This is a genomic window from Pseudomonas sp. 28 E 9, assembly GCF_900004785.1.
GTDB classification, from domain to species: Bacteria; Pseudomonadota; Gammaproteobacteria; order Pseudomonadales; family Pseudomonadaceae; genus Aquipseudomonas; species Aquipseudomonas orientalis_A.
Genome location: NZ_CVTK01000016.1, coordinates 38,529 through 52,076 on the forward strand (window position 1 = coordinate 38,529; position 13,548 = coordinate 52,076).

Annotated in this window: 16 protein-coding genes and 1 pseudogene; 7 read left to right on the forward strand and 10 right to left on the reverse strand. The window is 57.4% G+C overall.

What is annotated here, in order from left to right; translation table 11 throughout:
• Nucleotides 1–41: 41 nt before the first annotated feature.
• The 3 genes and pseudogenes from BFQ00_RS30285 to BFQ00_RS03095 form a co-directional block, all read right to left on the reverse strand.
• On the reverse strand, nt 42–548 hold the full coding sequence (locus BFQ00_RS30285; protein ID WP_370671201.1) for a methyl-accepting chemotaxis protein: 507 nt from the start codon (nt 546–548) through the stop codon (nt 42–44).
• A gap of 45 nt (nt 549–593) precedes the next feature.
• Nucleotides 594–1,310 (reverse strand): annotated as a pseudogene (locus tag BFQ00_RS30290) (PAS domain S-box protein); the annotation flags it as partial.
• Nucleotides 1,311–1,409: 99 nt separating this feature from the next.
• Complete coding sequence (locus tag BFQ00_RS03095; RefSeq protein ID WP_065932570.1) at nt 1,410–2,303, reverse strand: helix-turn-helix domain-containing protein; 894 nt, start codon at nt 2,301–2,303, stop codon at nt 1,410–1,412.
• A 214-nt stretch (nt 2,304–2,517) separates the two neighbouring features.
• Here BFQ00_RS03095 and BFQ00_RS03100 point away from each other — a divergent pair, with 214 nt between their 5' ends.
• Together BFQ00_RS03100 and BFQ00_RS03105 are read left to right on the forward strand one after the other, a co-directional pair.
• Complete coding sequence (locus BFQ00_RS03100) at nt 2,518–2,874, forward strand: hypothetical protein (RefSeq protein ID WP_065932571.1); 357 nt, start codon at nt 2,518–2,520, stop codon at nt 2,872–2,874.
• Between the two features lie 348 nt (nt 2,875–3,222).
• Nucleotides 3,223–3,453, forward strand: coding sequence for a DUF6124 family protein (locus BFQ00_RS03105; RefSeq protein WP_065932572.1), 231 nt, complete (start codon nt 3,223–3,225; stop codon nt 3,451–3,453).
• Between the two features lie 194 nt (nt 3,454–3,647).
• On the opposite strand, the gene BFQ00_RS03110 is transcribed toward BFQ00_RS03105, so the two are convergent.
• The 3 genes from BFQ00_RS03110 to BFQ00_RS03120 form a co-directional block, all read right to left on the reverse strand.
• Nucleotides 3,648–4,376 carry an SDR family oxidoreductase gene (locus BFQ00_RS03110; RefSeq protein ID WP_065932573.1) on the reverse strand — a complete coding sequence of 243 codons (729 nt, stop codon included), beginning with the start codon at nt 4,374–4,376 and terminating at the stop codon, nt 3,648–3,650.
• Between the two features lie 122 nt (nt 4,377–4,498).
• Complete coding sequence (locus BFQ00_RS03115; RefSeq protein WP_065884159.1) at nt 4,499–4,984, reverse strand: nuclear transport factor 2 family protein; 486 nt, start codon at nt 4,982–4,984, stop codon at nt 4,499–4,501.
• A 205-nt stretch (nt 4,985–5,189) separates the two neighbouring features.
• Entirely contained in the window at nt 5,190–5,930 is a 741-nt protein-coding gene (locus BFQ00_RS03120; RefSeq protein WP_065932574.1) for an SDR family NAD(P)-dependent oxidoreductase, read from the reverse strand.
• Nucleotides 5,931–6,104: 174 nt separating this feature from the next.
• Between BFQ00_RS03120 and BFQ00_RS03125 the strand changes: the two genes are divergently transcribed.
• On the forward strand, nt 6,105–6,704 hold the full coding sequence (locus BFQ00_RS03125; protein ID WP_065932575.1) for a TetR/AcrR family transcriptional regulator: 600 nt from the start codon (nt 6,105–6,107) through the stop codon (nt 6,702–6,704).
• A gap of 126 nt (nt 6,705–6,830) precedes the next feature.
• Complete coding sequence (locus BFQ00_RS03130; protein ID WP_083208007.1) at nt 6,831–7,448, forward strand: LysR substrate-binding domain-containing protein; 618 nt, start codon at nt 6,831–6,833, stop codon at nt 7,446–7,448.
• Between the two features lie 49 nt (nt 7,449–7,497).
• On the opposite strand, the gene BFQ00_RS03135 is transcribed toward BFQ00_RS03130, so the two are convergent.
• The gene (locus BFQ00_RS03135; RefSeq protein WP_065884166.1) at nt 7,498–8,247 is read right to left on the reverse strand and encodes a glucose 1-dehydrogenase; all 750 of its coding nucleotides are present in this window, start codon (nt 8,245–8,247) and stop codon (nt 7,498–7,500) included.
• A 201-nt stretch (nt 8,248–8,448) separates the two neighbouring features.
• Here BFQ00_RS03135 and BFQ00_RS03140 point away from each other — a divergent pair, with 201 nt between their 5' ends.
• The gene (locus BFQ00_RS03140; RefSeq protein ID WP_083227287.1) at nt 8,449–9,309 is read left to right on the forward strand and encodes an AraC family transcriptional regulator; all 861 of its coding nucleotides are present in this window, start codon (nt 8,449–8,451) and stop codon (nt 9,307–9,309) included.
• A gap of 34 nt (nt 9,310–9,343) precedes the next feature.
• Here the strand turns inward: BFQ00_RS03140 and BFQ00_RS03145 are convergent, their stop codons facing one another.
• The 3 genes from BFQ00_RS03145 to BFQ00_RS03155 are packed head-to-tail and all read right to left on the reverse strand — an operon-like array spanning nt 9,344 to nt 11,474.
• Complete coding sequence (locus BFQ00_RS03145; protein WP_065932577.1) at nt 9,344–10,321, reverse strand: saccharopine dehydrogenase family protein; 978 nt, start codon at nt 10,319–10,321, stop codon at nt 9,344–9,346.
• Nucleotides 10,318–10,719: a VOC family protein gene (locus tag BFQ00_RS03150; protein ID WP_065932578.1), complete on the reverse strand. Its 402-nt coding sequence runs from the start codon at nt 10,717–10,719 to the stop codon at nt 10,318–10,320. Before BFQ00_RS03150 ends, BFQ00_RS03145 begins: the two co-directional genes overlap by 4 nt.
• A gap of 11 nt (nt 10,720–10,730) precedes the next feature.
• A complete protein-coding gene (locus tag BFQ00_RS03155) occupies nt 10,731–11,474 on the reverse strand; it encodes an SDR family NAD(P)-dependent oxidoreductase (protein ID WP_065884211.1) in 744 nt (247 codons plus the stop codon).
• Nucleotides 11,475–11,613: 139 nt separating this feature from the next.
• On the opposite strand from BFQ00_RS03155, the gene BFQ00_RS03160 reads away from it, so the two are divergent.
• Complete coding sequence (locus tag BFQ00_RS03160; protein ID WP_065932594.1) at nt 11,614–12,498, forward strand: AraC family transcriptional regulator; 885 nt, start codon at nt 11,614–11,616, stop codon at nt 12,496–12,498.
• 417 nt (nt 12,499–12,915) lie between these two features.
• The gene (locus tag BFQ00_RS03165; protein WP_065887277.1) at nt 12,916–13,434 is read left to right on the forward strand and encodes an isochorismatase family protein; all 519 of its coding nucleotides are present in this window, start codon (nt 12,916–12,918) and stop codon (nt 13,432–13,434) included.
• The last annotated feature ends 114 nt before the right edge of the window (nt 13,435–13,548 follow it).

Consider the following 13,548-nt stretch of genomic DNA (forward strand, 5'->3'; position numbering starts at 1 on the left):
TGGGTGGCTACGTAAACATTACTGCGCAGCACGTTGAGAATTCAGTCCAGGTCGCTGGTGACCCTGCCAATGGCTTCCACGACTTGCCTGGCGCCAAGTTGGATATCAGCCATTGCCACGCCTGCCTGCTCGGATAATTTCAGCAAAACGTCAGCCTGGTCTCTGCTGCACTGGACACGCACTGCGGCTTGAGCGGCCAATTCACGGTTTTCCCGTACTACGCCCGTAATCTCCTGCGTGGCTAAACTGGTGCGGCCGGCGAGTTTGCGCACTTCATCCGCCACCACCGCAAAACCTCGTCCGTGTACTCCTGCGCGTGCCGCTTCGATGGCAGCGTTAAGCGCCAACAAGTTGGTCTGGGTGGCAATGGCGCCGATGGTGTCAACGATGGAACCGATCAACTGCGACTGGGATTCAAGCGCGGTCATGCTGTCGTTTACTGAGGCCATCTGTTGCGCAATAGTTTGGGCACCATGTACCGAGTCCGCGACCAGTTCCATACCTTTGTTAGCTTTTACATCGGTAGCCAACGACACGTCATAAGCCATTGTAGCGGCGCGTTTGACTCCATCGGCTTTCTCCACTTGCGCGGTCACTACGCTGGCGAATTTGGCTATTTTATAAACCCGGCCGGCAGCGTCCCTGATGGGATTGTAAGTGGCTTCCAACCACACCACGTTTCCGCTTTTATCCACCCGGCGAAAGCGCCCGGCGTGAAACACGCCTTTGTTTAAAGTCTTCCAGAACTCGGCGTAATCCGCCGAAGCCACGTCCTCTGCCAGGCAGAAAATACGGTGATGCCTGCCCTCTATCTCGGCAAGGCTATAACCCATGGTCTGGACGAAAGACTCGTTGGCATAAGTGACTTCACCCGCAAGGTTGAATTGAATCATCGCCATCGAACGGTCCAGCGCGCTGAACATTTCGATAGCCTCCCGTTCGTCCTGGGCAGGAGGGGGCACAACGACGCCGTAGCCTTGAAATGTACGGTTTGCCGCCATAATCCAACCGATATCGAGCATCACAGCACGGCCGTCGGCGGCACGATAGCGTTGCCGTTCGATGGCGCACAGGTTCGGGGCAAAATCGTTGCGTGGCTCATCCGTGATATCACTTACTGTCATATTCGACAGTCTTTCCAGCGAGTACCCCAGCGTCGCCGCAAACCGCTGATTGGCCGATATAATTCGCCCAGCCCCATCAACACGTATGGAGAGAAAGACCGATTCGATGCTGGCGAGCGTACCCAGCGACGTCGTCAGTTCCTCCTGGCAGTCAAGGAGAGCATTCTTGATTCGACGATTGAACACACTGACCTCCGGTATGAGCGAGTGTAAAAAAGGACAATGCTGGTGGTTAACACTGTTTTCGAGAGGACGACCGAATAAAACAAGGCGCTTATATCGGGCTCACGCCCTCAACAAACTGCAAGTATCCACAGAGCCATTCTTAACCGGCTCCTCAGCCACACCCAACTCCATACTCACCCGCGTGATTGCGAAACATATCGACATGGCCCGCCTCATTAACTCAACAAACGCCGGACTCAACACAATCAGACGTTTATCGCATTTGAAGTAGCCCTGTAACTCGCCCTCTTTGATCATGCGTTGCATGTGCGTTTTTGACACGCCAAGACATTGCGAGAGCTCCACATAGGATGACACTTTGTAACCGGTTTCCAGCGACCCGTTGCGCAAGGCATCCGTGTACAGCGCGAGCATTGGCAAGTGACCGCCATCGCGATTAAGAATCCATTTTGCCTCAGGTAAAAGTTTATCAAGCAGGAAATCCGACTCCAGTATTCTGGTAAACCCCCGAGCATAGATTCGTAATAAATCCACGGACGTTGCCAAGCTCGGGAACCAACTGTCGTAAGGAAGAATCATCTGCGATGGCAATAAATATGACTTGATGATCGGCGTGGCATCGCGCAATGTTTTATCCGTGGGATGAAAACAACGCAAGCGTCCATCTTGAACATGGAGCTGAACGCTCATATAGCCGCTGACCACTAGAAAGGAGAAATAGGCATCCAGACTGTTGCGAGACATATAGCCGCGTTTCTGGCAAAAAGCTTTAACTTCGGACAAGGGGACTTGTTCATCTTTGTAGCCAAAGCCGATTAAAGACAGCGCGACCATGAACCTGTCATATTTCAACAGGTTTTTATAGAAAAAAGGTTTGCTCCGATAGCGTTCCATTATCAAATCGAAATGAAGGAGCATCGCTTCATCTATATTGCCTCGGGTCATTTCGGTACTGGTCTCTTTCAAATACTCAAGCAGATCAGCTGTCTTCATCGACGTCAAACGACCCTCTCTATATAGAAACAATTTTTACTGCTCACAATGCCGGTAGTATATGCATATTCCAACGGCTGGCTGATTCACCCCAAAAATGTTTTACGGCCTTGCCTCGCCTCAAGCGCGTTCGATTGAAGGCGCGTCTGATCGACAAAGCAGAGTCGGACAAGGCCGGGCCTGCCCCACGCAACCATGCACAACCGGAGCCCCGATGCCGCTGACCAAACGCGACTGCGCCCGCCTCGAACGGCAACTGATCGCCGCCCTCACCGAGGCCTGCGAAACCGCCAAAGCCGAAATCCCGGGCTTCGACTGGCTGACCCACACCGTCGACTACAGCGCCTTCCCCCAAAGCCTGCGCGTGACCTGGGTATTCGACACCCGCGCCAACAAGGCACTCGCCCTCAGTTGCGGTGCCGACAAACGCATGCGCGAACTGACCGCCACGGCGCTGCACGAAGCTGGCATCCCACCCTTGCCGATGGAGCGCTGCGTGCATTTTGATTGCGAAGAAGACTGTCGCCTGCAACACGCGGGCGACTGGCGTGCGCGTCTGGCGCGTCGCTAACCTGACCTGATGCCGAGGCCCGCAGGAAAAATCCCAACCCCCTGCAACGCCTTGCTCCCTTGCCTACGCATGGGTCAGAATCCGCCGGCTTGTGCGCTGGGATGGCCGTGATTAAGGTGGCTCGGTCGCTGAATGTCTCGGCGATCGGGTTTAGTAGCCCACGGTTTAACCTAACAAGTGCACACGCTCTATCCACCAGACGTCCCGTCTGTGCTTGATGGTGGCTGTGCGTAGGGCGCCCCAGGGCGCGCCGGTTTTGTTAGGTTCCACCGGTCTACTAACCTGCGTACAGCTACCGCCTTATTGTTTAGTAGCGATGAGGCCGTGGCCCAAGCAAGGAACTTAACAATGGCTACTGTTTCAACCACCCTCTTCCGCGTCACTGCCGATGCCACCAATGAAACCCTCATCACCAACAGCTACGAAACCTTCACCAGCGTCAGCACCCTGCTGCTCGACCTGTCCGAAGACCTCAACGGCAAACACCGCGACATCGCCATGGCGATACACCAACTGAGCGAACTGGGCGTACTGCTAATCGCCCGATTGCTCGACCGCGAAATGCCGTGTACAGGCTGATTTTCAAGCATCCAACTCGAAAGACACTTTACTCGCCGAGTCGTTGTACGCACGTACGACGACGCGGCGATTTGCTTTTGATGGCTGCGTCGAATGACACAAAATGCGGCAGCTTTCGGCCATAAGCGGACTGGTGAATTCTTCGGGCATGGCACGAATGAACCATCAACTCGCATTGACGGGCCTTCACGCGACTACCAGGGCTGCCGACCGTGACTTCCAAAAAAACCACCAGTGGGGCCATCGAGACCCAGCAGCGCCATTTTGATAACTGTCGCCGCCCCTTCTTCAGGCGTCAAAATGCCCGAGTTACCATTGAGGTCGGTCCGCACATGCCCAGGTTCGACCGCATTCACTTTAATCCCCAGCGGCTCTAGTTCTTTCGCGAAAGAGACCGTAACGGCATTCAAGGCCACTTTTGAAGAGGTGTAGTCGAGAAGGTTGACGGTCGAATAGATCGATGTCGGATCTGTTATCAAAGTAAGCGAACCGACGCCGCTGCTCACCATGACGATCCGGGCCTGGTCAGCTTTTTTCAGCAAGGGCAGGAAGGCTTGGGTGACTCGAACCGGGCCAAACAAATTGACCTCGTAAACGGCTTTCATATCCTGCATTCGCACCTCACTGGGTGCTTTGGTCATGTCAACCGCGATCCCGGCGTTGTTAATCAGGATATCCAGCGCACCGATTTGCTCGGACAGAATCGCTGCTGCTCGATACACACTGTCTTCGACCGCAACGTCAAGATCCAGGAGGTCTGCATCGAGCCCGATATTACGTAATTGGGCAACGGCCTGCTCGCCACGGCTCCGATCGCGAGCGCCGATCCAGACAAAGAACCCAGCCTCGGCAAGCCCTTTGGCAATCGCCAGTCCGATACCTTTATTTGCGCCGGTGACGAGCGCCTGTCGTTTGTTATTCATCGCGATAGTCCTCGAAATATAAAGATGCTCTTCCTTTTGCAAGGCTTTAGGCTGCCAACTTGAAGAGCCCGCCCCCCATACCCGAGCCGCTTCACAAGCCGGGTATGGAGCCGGTTTTCTTGTCAGGAGGTCTGGGCTACCGCATCACTTTGAGCCCCCTGGACGTGGTGCCGTAGGTCGCCGGCAAACCGCAAAGTCACCTCACGACGAGTGAACCGCCATTCCCCATCATGCAGCTCGAACTGGTCGATGTACTTGCCGGCGCAGATAGGCTGCAATGGAAAGCCGTCGAGTTGCTGATGCACGGTGTAGTAACTCGCAGAACTCGCTTTATCGCCCGAAGGACCGACATCAATCAGCACATTGGTGATCGAATGCCACGTGCGGGGCGTAGCATCGGCATGTATCTGTAGGCCCGCCTCGAAGAAACCCAACAGCCCTTCAACCGAAGAGGCCTCGTTGCCAAGCACATGAATCACCGCATGCTGAAGCACCTCGGCGACACCCGAGAAATCTCCGCTATCAAGACGATGGATATAGGTGGCGTGAAGGCGGTGAATGGCGCTCTCGGCGGCGAGACGTGCGAGTATTTCTGGTGAGTAGGTCATGACTCTCTCCGGGGCCTTAGCCCACAAAGGAATGATGTATAGCGGCGGCCATACGTTTGATGCGCTCGGCAGACGACCTTGGCGGCAATCCAATATGGCGTCAGACGAACAATGATTTTGATAAGCGAGTTGTCAGCCTTGTGGCGGGGGACGAAATGGGATCAACCCTGCGGTTAAACCCCGAGGTCCGCAGCGATCCAGTGATCTAGGATTGCGACGCTCCGCCATCCGCGAACAGTTCGACACCGTTGATATAGCTGGCGGCGTCACTGGCCAGGAAGGCCACGGCAGCGCCAATCTCATGAGCTTGGCCGATACGTCCGATGGTGCTTTTTTCACTCAAGGACTCGATCACCGCCTCAGCGTGTTCCGCGAGCATATGACGCAGTGATGGGGTATCCACGGGGCCCGGACTCAAGAGGTTGATACGCACCCCGCTGCCTTTGATATCGAGCGTCCAGCTTCTGACCAGCGTGCGCAGTGCAGCTTTGGTTGCACCGTATACGCTCAGGCCAGGACCGGGATCAATGGAGGCTGTGGAGCCGATGATGATAATGCTGCTGCCCTTGCCCATGAGCGGCAGCGCTCCCTGAACGGTGAAGGTCACACCCTTGACGTTGGTGTTGAATACGCGGTCGAAGTAGGCCTCTGTGATGCTGCCAAGCGGAGCGATCTCGCCCATACCTGCATTGGCGACGAGCACATCGATTCGACCATGGCGGGTCTTGATTGCATCAAACAGCACAGTGAGGTCGGCTATTACCGAAACGTCCGCGACCACTGCGCTGGCCCGCTCCCCGAGCTTCGATAATGCCTCGTCCAGTTGCTCCTGCCGACGCCCGGTAATCACCACTGTGGCCCCCTGCCCCGCCAGTTCTTGGGCGATGGCAAGGCCCAATCCCGAGGATCCTCCGGTGACGAGAACGACTTTGTCTTGAAACTGCATGCTGATGCTCCAGTGAATGCTGAGGAGGGATGAATTTATATAGCGAACACTATATAGCTCCAGAGCATGAAGCAAGATATTTAGTGACCACTATATAAATTCACCGTTCAGCTCAGCACAGTTGCCCCGGCATATAGCGGTCGCTACAATCGCGACCACGCCAACGAGATCAACATGACCGACAAAATCCGCCAACGCCGCCCTGCCTTCGACAGAGAGGCTGGAGTCGCCATCGCCCAAGCCATGTTCCACGAACACGGCTTCGACGCGGTGAGCCTCACCGATCTGGTCGAAGCCATGGATATCAAGCCGCCCAGCTTCTATGCCGCGTATGGCAGCAAGGCTGAGTTGTTCGAGAAGGCCATGCAGCGCTATGCGCGCGAGCACGCTTTACCGTTGGACAAACTGCTAGCGCCGCACCGGCCAGTGCCTGAAGCACTCGCCGCCTTGCTGGTCGCGGCGGCGAAGCAGTATGGAAAGGACAGTGTTCTGCGAGGCTGTATGATCACTGAGGGCATGCGCGCGGACGACGAGTTGGCCCGCCAGATGGCGCAAACGTTGGCGGACGGAGGAATCAAAGTAATTCGGGATTATCTTGATCAGGCACTGCCTGAAAAAGCCCAATGCCTTACCGACTACCTTTCGATTACCCTGCGCGGGCTATCTTCTGCGGCGTGTAACGGAATGCCGCGTAAAAGGCTGATCGAGGCCGCGCAGACGGCGGGCCGGTTCATTGCTCATGAGCTGGATAAAGAGCAGCAAATGACCCGTTAGCACACACGCCCACCACAGCGTCCCACATTCCGAACTCAGCTGTTCTGCCCACCATCCACATTCAGCGTTGCGCCCGTAATGTAGGCCGCATCCGGCCCCACCAAACGCTGGCTGCATAGTCGCCACATGGGCACGACCATTGCCACGCACCTGGTGATACCGGCACTGGCAGCCTTCAACGCCCACTACCCCAACATCCAGATCGAAATAGATGCCAGCGACCGCACCGCAGACCTGGCAAGCGAAAACATCGACTGTGTCATTCGCGGCGGTGATCTTCGCGACTCCTCCCTGATCGCCCGTCGCTTGGGCAGCGTGGAATTCGTCACCTATGCGGCCCCTGCCTACCTCGCTGCGCGCGAACCGCTCTGCCATCCCTCGCAATTGGAGAACACTCACCCGGTGGTGCGGTACGTATTCCCTTCCTCCGGCAAACACAACCGGGTCGAATTCGTGCGAGGTGACGAGCAGATAGTGATCGACGGCAACTATGTGGCCGTCAACGACAGCAACGGCTACCTGGCCGCCGGGCTTGCAGGGCTGGGCGTGCTCCATACATTACGCTTCATGGTCCAGTCTCATCTGGATTCAGGCGAACTGGTTCCCGTGCTGGAAGACTGGTGGGCGCGCGCCAATACCCTTTCGGTGGTGTACATGCCCAATCGGCATCTGAGCGTGCGAGTGCGGGCATTTGTCGATTGGCTGGTCGAATGTTTTGCGACGCACCCGCAAGTGATGGCTTGAATGACACCGGCAACGCGTGGCCTCACGTGTTGCCCTCTCATCGCAACGGTCAGTAACCAACCCCGCGCACGCCGCCCGAAGCGCGAATGGACTCTCCGGTGATCCAATGCGAATCCTCGGATGCGAGGAAGACGGCAAGCGCAGCGATATCTTCCGGCTCACCGAAGCGCCCTAGCGGCGTTCCTGCCAGCAGCTTCTCGCCCAATTCTCCGGCAAAGTTACCGTGGGTACCTGGCGTATTGGTATGCCCTGGCAGGATGGAATTGACCCGGATGCCCCGTACGCCCAACTCGCGCGCCAAAGCAAAGGTCAAGGTATCTACCGCCCCCTTGGTGGCCGAGTAGACGCTGGAGGCCAGGTAGGGGTCGGTGCTGAGGATGGAACTGATATTGATGATGCTCCCACTCGCTCCTAGCAGCTTGACCGCCTCGCGCACTGCCAGCAGATAGCCCAGCACGTTGAGATTGAACTGTTTGTGGAAGGCCTCTTCGGTGAGGTCATCGATCATCTGGAACACCGCCAAGCCCGCGTTGTTGACGAGAATATCCAGGGTTCCATGCTCAGCCCTTACGGTATCGAACAGACGCACGACATCGGCGCCTATACTCATATCGGCCTGTAAGGCATAGGCGCTGCCTCCCTGCTCGGTGATGTGTGCGACTACGGCCCCGGCCTCGATCTGGCTGGATGCGTAATTGACGATGACCGTCGCACCCTGAGCGCTGAGTGCCTTGGCAATGCCCGCGCCGATGCCTTTGGAGGCGCCTGTGACTACCGCGATTTTTCCTTCGAGTTTCATGTTTGATTTTCTATGAGTCAGGGTTCTACTGAAGGCTCGTCGCCACCGGTCTCTGGCCGGAACGCAACGAACTACGTGCCCTAGTATTCGCCCCCCGCCTGCTCCACCGTATGCCGGTTTCTCGCACATCCTTGCCTATTCTTCTCACACGGGTTGCGCTGTCCCGATAACAAGATCATCTTCTCAGCCATGGACAAAGCAATGGCAGAACTGCGCAGCATCGTGATGCGCGCACACGATAAATGGACCGATACGGGATTGCCACGCGTGCAAATGGTCCGCGCCGAGGCATGCGCCGACCAGGTCTATCAGCCCATGCTGCATTTGGTGCTTCAGGGGCAAAAGACGCTGTCGATAGGGGATGCCGTATCTCGATACGTGGCGGGCAGCTATTTTCTGGTACCCGTGGATGTACCCGCGACGGGGCAGATTCACAGTGCCGCCACCGACCAACCCTATCTCGCTGTCAGCCTCACCCTAGATCCGGTGGTGATCTCGACGCTATTGTTTGAAGACCCCAGCACCGCCAAGCCCTCCAGAGGCTCCTGCTTTGAACCTGTGCAGGCACCGGCCGAGATGATCGATGCCTGGTTGCGCATGCTGCGCTTGATGGATCACCCCCATGAGGCTGCGGTTCTGGGTCCCATGGCCGAGCGCGAGATCCTGTTCCGCGCATTGCAGGGCCCCCTGGGCGGGGTGCTGCGAGACGTTGCGCGTCCGGAGGGTCGACTGGCGCAAATCCGACGGGCGACCCTGTGGATCCGCGAACATTACACAGAGCCATTTCGCGTGGAGCCGCTGGCTATGATGGCGGATATGAGCGTGGCGGCCTTCTACCGCCATTTCAAGTCGGTGACCGCCATGACGCCCATCCAATACCAGAAGCACCTGCGTTTGCTGAGGGCACGCTGGTTGCTGCTGTTCGACACGCGAGATGCCACCTCGATTGCCTACACCGTGGGCTACGAGAGCGCTTCGCAATTCAGCCGCGAATACGCACGGCTTTTTGGTCTGCCGCCGGCGCGCGATGCAGCAAGATTCAAACTGCCGCCCGCGGCCTAGGCAAAACCTGTTTCGTGAAAACGGGGCATCGCACCTAGAGATCGGTGATGACCGTTCCGGGAATGCTCTCGGCGAACCTGTTACCAAAAACGCCTACGGGCGTTGCAAAGCCGGAGCGTCGGTCACCGTCCAGAACGCGCCGCGCCGCCTCGATGGCCGCCAGCGGTGTGTAGGAATATCCGTTTACCGTCTCGATCCTCGAACACACCCTGCTGCCATCTTCCGCTATCACCTCGACCACAGCGCGGGCTCGATGGGCATCACGCTCCTGAGCACTGGGACCATCGGGCAGCAGTGACAAATCACCCTCAGGAAACGCATCACCGGAGATATGCACAAACACCGCGATGTTCGGTATCCGTGTCGTATGCCAACCGGTCACCAAATCGCCGAATGACAACGGCACACACAAGGCCTCGCCGTCACCAAAATCAAAATGGCGTGGCTGGGCGTCCGGGGTCGAGATCAGTCCGCCATCGATTCGCGCCAGCACACCCGCGCCGATGATCTCGCCAACGCTCATCGCCGACCCCCGGGACATCGATCCCGGTACCTGGAGTGCGATGCTCAACGCCAGGGGATTCGTGACGCGCTGGGCAACGTGCGCCGCGAGGCTATCAGTGGGAACAACATCCCAGCCAACGCCGGGCAACAGCATCACTCCTGCCGTGGCGGCTTGCATGCTTAATTGCTCGGCCAGCCGATAAATATTGATCTCTGCGGTGATATCCAGGTAGTCGACCTTGGCTACGATGCACGCTGCCATCAGAGCTGGAGCCGTATGCGCAAAGGGGCCTGCGAAGTTCAGCAGCACACTGATGCCCGACAGCGAACGCGCAGCATCGGCGTCTGCCTCGAACACGCGATAAGGCACTTCAAGCTGATCGGCGAAATCGACCAGAGCCTGGCGATTGCGACCGCCTATTTCGAAAGGCAGACCCAGTGCCTTGGCCCGATGGGCAGCCATGCGGCCGGTATAGCCCGTGGCGCCATAAATCAGAAGTGTGTTCATTGGACGTGCTGCCAGTTCTTGAAGACGAATTCCAAGCTGTACCCGTCCGGGTCCAGCACATTGGCGGCGTAGTAATCGGGATCGTAGTGCAAACGCGCGCCAGGTGCGCCGTTGTCGTCACCGCCATTGTTTAGCGCCGCAGCATAGGCGGCTTCAACCTCGGCCTTACTGTGTGCGACGAACCCCACATGCAGCGCCCGCCCTTCGACGACGCCGTTGCGCAACCAGAAGAACATCCGCCCATTGGCGCCAAACCCCTTCAGGTCAGGATGCCCGGGCGGGCCATCCAAGCCGTCGTAGTCCAATCGAGCTGTGATGCCCAACGGCGCGAGCGCCGCTTCGTAAAAAGCTATAGAGCGTGCAATGTCGCTGACCGACAGGAAAATATGATCCAGCATGGTGACACCTCTCAGATAATGTAGCCGCCAGCGACTTCGATGCTTTGGGCGTTGATCCAGGCGCCTTCTTGCGACAGCAGCATGGCGATGACCCGTGCAACATCTTCGGGCTCACCCACCCGGCCAAGTGCCGTCTGCCCGGCCAGCAGGTCTTCGAACTCATCGTTGAGCCCACCGCCCAACTCGGTACGAATCGCACCTGGGGAAACCGCATTGGCGCGGATACGGCGCTCGCCGAACTCCTTGGCCATGTACCGGGTGAGCACCTCCAGCCCGCCCTTGAAGGCTGCATAAGGCGCTACCCCGGCGGTGGCCACGCGGGTCGTGGCGCTGGTCAGATTGACAATGCTGGCGTGCTCACCCAGCAGTGGCAGCAACGCCTGAGTCAGGAAGAATGGCCCTTTGAGGTGAACATTAAAGAGGCCGTCAAACTGCGCCTCGGTGACTGACTCCAGCGGATTGAGCAGACCGTAGCCCGCGTTGTTCACCAAGCCTGCGAGCACTGTCGTGCCCCAGACTTCCTGAATGACCGTGGTCACAGTGCTGCGAAAACCCTGGAAGCTGGAAACGTCGGCAACATCGAGTTTGAGCGCAACGGCTTTACCGCCCGCCTGCTCGATGCGCTGCACGACCGCCTGCGCAGCCTCTGGGTGAGCGTTGTAGGTGAGGATGACGCCCATGCCGCGTTGCGCTACGTGTTCCGCTGCACTGGCACCTATACCGCGGCTGCCACCTGTGATGACGATTACGCTCATGATCATGCTCCGCTGCTCGTTAAATGAGCCTCCACGGTAAGGGACTGGGGCTTGGTGAGCGCGACGATTCCTGCTTCAAACTTGCCTGTTTCTGCTTTTCGCTTGCACTGCGCACCAAAGCCACGTCAGCATGCCCGGCATGAACAGCCAACTGAATGAACTGCGCACCCTCGCCGCCAAGGCTGAAAACCGTCGCACCGAGACGGGCATCCCGCGCGTGGCGATGGTCCAGGGCAAGATCCCGGAGCACATGCTCGCTGCGGTCTACGACCCGATGATCAACCTGATTTTGCGGGGCAGTAAAACCATGACGGTGGGCGACCGTACGTTGCGGTACGACCCGGCCACCTATTTCGTCATGTCCATCGAGTTACCAGCTGTGGGGGCTGTCCACCCTGCCGTCACCGGCGAGCCATACCTGGCGATCAGCTTGACACTCGATCCCATGGTGCTTTCGACACTGCTGGCGGACCTGCCCAAACCTGCCGGGCGACACGATCACGATCCAGGCTTTTCGGTCGCCGCTACCACACCCGAATTGATGGACGCCTGGGTGCGGATGCTGCGCTTGATGGGCAAGCCTGACGACATCGCGGCACTCGCCCCTGCGTATGAGCGCGAGATTCTGTTTCGCGTGCTGCAAGGGCCTCATGGCTGGATGTTGCGAGAGATCGCGGCGCCCGACACGGCCATGGCCAGGGTAAACCAGGCCATCCAATGGATTCGCCGTGACTACGCCGAACCCATCAGGGTCGAGAGCCTGGCGCAGCGAGCGGCTATGAGCGTCTCGGCGTTCCATCGTCATTTCAAGGCAGTGACTACGTTAAGCCCCTTGCAATATCAAAAGCGCGTACGCCTGCTGCAAGCGCGCATGCTGATCATCGCCAGTGCCAAAAGCGTCACGTCGGCGGCATTCGAGGTTGGTTATGAAAGCGCGACCCAATTCAGTCGAGATTACGCACGAGTGTTCGGATTACCTCCAGCGAGGGACGCGGGGAGAATCCTGGAAGCGACAAAGACCTAGGATCACTGCGAATGCAGTTGTGGCTTCCTAGGTGACAACCATACCCGCCACGTTGGGGGAATTAACCCAGTGAAATTTGCGAATTTGTAGCAACGGGGATAGAAGACGTTGAACGCCCTGCTTAAAGGTCATACACATGCCCAAGAGGCTGCTATAGGCCAGAAGCGGACCTCAATGAGCAATACAAGAAGTAGCCATCGCGCAGATCTTGTCCCCTTGCCAACCAAGCACCGTGCAGATACTGTCCACTTATGAATCAGCTACGTATTGCCTCGACCACCACTACCACGACCGCCCAAGGCGGGTCGTGAGAGGTGTCGTGAGCCAATAACGCACGAACTTCAAAGGCCCGCCAGTGATGGAGAGGGCCTTTTCTTTTGCCCTTGTGTCACTGGTCCAAACGCAAGGAAAAGCACTATGCATGCACTGTTGATTCTCGATATGCAGGTTGGATTGTTTCATGGCCCAGATAAACCATGGGCTGGTGAGGCGCTGCTAAATACGTTGAATAGTCTGTTGAATAAAGCCCGCAGGGCCGGCACGCCAATTTTTCTTGCTCGCCACGTGGGGCCGCCCGGCTCGCCTATCGAACCTGGAAGCCCGTTGACGCAACTGGTGCAGGAACTGTTGCTGCAAGGCGACGAAGTGATTTTCGAAAAAAGCCGACCTAACGCTTTCGCCATGACTGACCTGGCCGATCGACTAAAGGCTTGTGGTTCTCAAGGCGTGGTTATTGCCGGAATGAAGACCCAGTATTGTGTCGATAGCACCTGCCGCGCCGCACAAGATCTTGGATTCGATGCAGTACTGATCGCCGATGGTCATAGCTGCACTGACACTCCCGCATTGAAGGCTGAAAGTATCGTCGCTCATCACAATGCAACCCTGGCGGGCCCATTCTGTCGTGTCGTTCATGCTGAGGACTGGCGTTTTTAACCTGCATTGATAGATCGACTCAAGTTCTGGGTCGATCTGTCCGTTTTGGGTCAATTGTAGACGGTCGCGAAAGACCGATTACTGCCCGTCACGAACGGCAGAAATCGGCCGATT